Below are 4,266 nucleotides of genomic sequence, written 5' to 3' on the forward strand. Positions count from 1 at the left end.
ATGATTTATTTGAGCTGTGGCAGGTAAACGCGGTTCTGAATGTCTCTTAAAACCTGTCTCAAATATTGACTTCAATCCAGGCAGCGTTGGATGCGCCACTCGTTTCACTAGCGGCTTTGCTTGCATCTGACTTGGCATTTGTTGCGCTGGCGTCAGACTTCACTGTCCCTGATCCAGCAGAGGTTGCAGCTTTGGAACTTGCTGCCGAAGCATCGCTAGGTTGAGCAGAAGTTGATGCTTGTTGCGCATTGCTGGTGGCCGTACTATCAGAAGCAACCGCCTTACTTGCTTGACTCACCGCAGCACTGGCTGTTGAAGTTGCTTTGACGGCATCCGAACTACCTGTGCTTGAAGCATTTGTAGTAGCAGTTGTGCTTGTCGTATCGGCACTTGTAGTTGTCGTGTCAGTTGATGAGTTTGCCGTGGACCCAGCTTCAGAAGTCGTTGCGGTACTAGCCGCCTGATTCGTCGCAGCCGTTGATGTATCGTTAGCCGCTGATTTGACAAGTGTCGTACTCGTAGCAGCTTCATTTTTTGCAAATTCAGCCTGGGTATCGGCATGAACAGAAACTCCCGATAACATAAATGAACCTAAAGACAACATAAAAAGGCTAGCAAACACCCATTTTTTGCCAACCTTATACATTTTGTAGTGCAGATCTGTTTTTTCAGATTTCCCCCACAAATTATTACGCGAACAATTACTTCTTCGCATCGGTGAACCCCCTTTTAATAATTGTTACACCTAATTCATATTTAATTATTAAATCAGTGTAATCTCAGCATAACAGATCGCTTAATGATCTACACTATTATAGTACCACCCTAACTAGTTGATGTTAATAACTATTACAAAGTATTTACATTCCCATTATTAGTGGACAACTCTCAATTACCACCGAAAAATGTTTGCTTTAACAAAAGAACCGGCTACTTTGGCTGCGTGGTATAACAGCTAAAAGTAACCGGTTTTCGATTAATGATTTAATTCTTTTTTTGCTTTTTCAATCTGCAGTTTGACCTGGTCAAATCCTGTTCCCCCCAGTGAATGCCGCCGCTCAACCGCTACTTCTGACTTGAGGTCGTGATAAACGTCTGCTTCGATTTTAGGTGAGGCTGCTTGCAAATCCGTCAAAGACATATCCTGAAGATTTTGATGCGTTTGCAATCCCTTAAGAACCAGTTGACCAACAATCCCATGGGCCTGCCTAAACGGAACCCCCTTAGCCGCCAAATAATCGGCTAACTCAGTCGCATTAGAAAAGTCATTTTCAGTCGCTTGTTTCATCCGTTCAACATTCGGCTTTGCAGTCTTCAACATCCCGTTGAAAACCTTCAGGGCTGGCAGCAATGTTTTGACGGTATCAAAGACACCCTCTTTGTCTTCCTGTAAATCCTTGTTGTAAGCAAGCGGTAAGGATTTCATCGTCGCTAGTAATTGCATCAAATGACCATATACCCGACCCGTCTTGCCCCGAATCAACTCGGCCATATCCGGATTCTTCTTTTGAGGCATGATCGAACTGCCAGTGGTGTAGGCGTCACTGAGTTCAAGATACTTAAACTCATGACTGACCCACATACTGATTTCTTCGCAAAACCGCGATAAATGCAACATCAAAATGGCACTATTACTTAAGAATTCCAAAGCGAAGTCCCGATCAGAAACAGCGTCCAACGAGTTAGCATAAACATCATCAAAGCCGAGTTCCTGAGCCGTGTATTCCCGGTCAATGGGGAAAGTCGTCCCGGCAAGTGCGGCAGCCCCTAACGGTAAGATATCGGTATGCTTCATATTAAATTCAAACCGTTCCTTATCCCGTTTCAACATCTGATAATAAGCCATTAAATAATGACCATAAGAAATTGGTTGGGCATGTTGCAAATGCGTATATCCTGGCATGATGGTTTCAACATTTTTTTCAGCCATTTCAATCAACGTCTGTTGCAAAGTTGTGATTTCATCAATCACCTTTGGCAGCCGCTTCTTGAGGTATAAATGAAAATCAGTGGCAACCTGGTCATTTCGAGAACGGGCAGTATGAAGCTTACCTGCAACCGGACCAATTTTCTCAGTCAATAGTGCCTCGATGTTCATATGGATATCTTCATTTTCAACTGTGAAGTGTAGCTTGCCAGCATGCAACTCATCTCGCAAGTCTTCCAACCCTTGCACAATTTGGGCAACATCTGACTCATTTAAGATCTTCGTGTGCCCCAACATCTTCACATGGGCAAGTGATCCTTCGATATCCTCTTCAGCCATTAGTTGATCAAAGGAAATCGAAGCGCCAAACTCGTCCACCCATTTGGATGCTTGGGCTTGAAACCGACCGCCCCAAAGTTTCTTAGTACTCATCTATTTTTTAGCTCCCATATGTGTGGAATATTGATCGTGAACTGTCACCTTATCCTTCAATTGAGACTTGGTAACCGCCTGGACGAACTGTGCTTGCTTATTTTTGAGTTGAACTTGTTGATAAACCTGAGTTGGTAATCCCCAGAGCTTGATGAATCCTTTGGCGGCTTCTTGGTCGAATGAATCAGAAGACGTGTAAGTAGCCAAATCTTTATCATAGAGTGATGAAGATGATTTACGACCAAGTACCATGACGTTGCCTTTGAATAATTGCAATTTGATGACGCCATTAACAACTTCTTGTGATTTGTCGATAAAGGCTTGAATTGAATCCATCAACGGTGAAAACCAAAGGGCGTTATAGACGAGTCCGCTGAGTTGCTTCTCAACAGTTGGCTTGAAGTGAGCCAAATCACGCTCGAACGTTAAGTCTTCAAGCTCTTTGTGGGCTTTGAGCAAAACGGTTGCTGCAGGTGCTTCATATACCTCACGAGATTTGATTCCAACCAAACGGTTTTCAATGTGGTCGATTCGGCCAACGCCATTTTCACCGGCGATCTTGTTTAAATCCTGGATGATGTCAGCGAACTTCATCTTCTTACCGTCCAATTCAACTGGGATTCCTTTTTCAAAAGTGATTTGCACTTCCGTTGGCGTATCCGGGGTGTTTTCAATTGGGTTGGTAATTGCAAAGGCATCTTCTGGCGCGCTCTGCCATGGATCTTCCAAAATGCCGGCTTCGTTAGCTCGGCCCCAAATGTTGGCATCAATTGAATAGGGTGAGTCAAGGTCGATTGGAATCGGAATGTTATGATCCTTAGCATATTCAATTTCTTGTTCACGAGACCAGTGCCAGTCACGAACTGGGCTGAGAACTTCAAGCTGTGGATCGAGCCCATGAATCGCAACTTCGAAACGAACCTGATCATTTCCTTTTCCAGTACAACCGTGAGCAACGGCAACTGCGTGCTCTTGATGGGCAACTTCAACTAACGTTTTGGAAATAAGGGGGCGTGATAAAGCAGAGATCAAGGGATATGATCCCTCGTACATTGCGTTAGCTTTTAAAGCAACAGCTGCATAGTTGTCGGCGAATTCGTCTAAGGCGTCAATCACATATGCTTTGATGGCACCGACGTTTAAAGCCTTTTGCTTAATAAAATTAAGATCCTTACCTTCGCCAACATTGATGCAGCAGGCAACAACGTCATAGCCTTTGTCCTTTAGCCAAGCAATTGCAACGGATGTGTCCAAGCCACCGGAGTAAGCTAGGATTACTTTATTATTTTCTGTCATGTTAAAACCCCTTATCTGTGTAGTGAGCGAATCAAAGCGGTTAGAAAGCGGAGTGTAAGTGTCCTCGGATAGAAATTTCCGGTTTTGAAATTTCTATCCGAGGTCCTTACATGTAGCTTTCCGCTTTGAGTAGCTGTCCTAATATAGTGAGCGGAGTAAAGTGGTTAGAAGTCGGAAGGTAAGTCTCCGCCGAGGGAAATTCCCGATTTTGGAATTTTTCTCGGTAGTGCTTACATGCAGACTTCTGCTTTACGCAGCTGTCCTAATATAGTGAGCGGATCCAGGCGGTTAGAGATCGGAGTGTAAGGCTCCTCAAACAGAAATTCCGGTTTTGGGAATTTTTGTTTGGGGTGCTTACGCGCAGATCTCTGCCTGGAGGAGCTGACCTATAAAGTTAATAGTAATGAGGTTAACACCGATATTCATTAATTGCAACCTTTTTTATGATTTATTCAGTATTTTGATAAATATTATTCCTAATATACATTTTCAATAAAAATAGATTCTTTAACTGCCATTTTTTGTTTTCTAACGTAAGCACTAAATAACTGGACGTCTACTTCGTAGACGTCTTTTTGAGTACCATAGAATTATTAATTAAGTATGAGGTG

The 4,266-nt window shown here is 43.3% G+C and carries 3 protein-coding genes; all 3 read right to left on the minus strand.

Annotation, left to right across the window (positions count from 1 at the left end; genetic code table 11):
* Positions 1 to 58: 58 nt before the first annotated feature.
* Positions 59 to 715 carry a KxYKxGKxW signal peptide domain-containing protein gene (locus tag KTE19_RS12955; RefSeq protein WP_217342454.1) on the minus strand — a complete coding sequence of 219 codons (657 nt, stop codon included), beginning with the start codon at positions 713 to 715 and terminating at the stop codon, positions 59 to 61.
* Between the two features lie 261 nt (positions 716 to 976).
* Positions 977 to 2,359 carry an argininosuccinate lyase gene (argH, locus tag KTE19_RS12960; RefSeq protein WP_217161563.1) on the minus strand — a complete coding sequence of 461 codons (1,383 nt, stop codon included), beginning with the start codon at positions 2,357 to 2,359 and terminating at the stop codon, positions 977 to 979.
* A complete protein-coding gene (locus KTE19_RS12965) occupies positions 2,360 to 3,655 on the minus strand; it encodes an argininosuccinate synthase (RefSeq protein WP_217342455.1) in 1,296 nt (431 codons plus the stop codon). It lies immediately after the preceding gene.
* Positions 3,656 to 4,266 lie beyond the last annotated feature (611 nt).

It is taken from the genome of Lentilactobacillus dabitei (genome assembly GCF_019061365.1).
GTDB classification, from domain to species: domain Bacteria; phylum Bacillota; class Bacilli; order Lactobacillales; family Lactobacillaceae; genus Lentilactobacillus; species Lentilactobacillus dabitei.

Excerpts from the sequence above, each read along its gene's own strand:
- KTE19_RS12965 (WP_217342455.1), bottom strand. The coding sequence starts at position 3,655 with ATGACAGAAAATAATAAAGTAATCCTAGCTTACTCCGGTGGCTTGGAC.
- argH (WP_217161563.1), bottom strand. The coding sequence starts at position 2,359 with ATGAGTACTAAGAAACTTTGGGGCGGTCGGTTTCAAGCCCAAGCATCC.
- KTE19_RS12955 (WP_217342454.1), bottom strand. The coding sequence starts at position 715 with ATGCGAAGAAGTAATTGTTCGCGTAATAATTTGTGGGGGAAATCTGAA.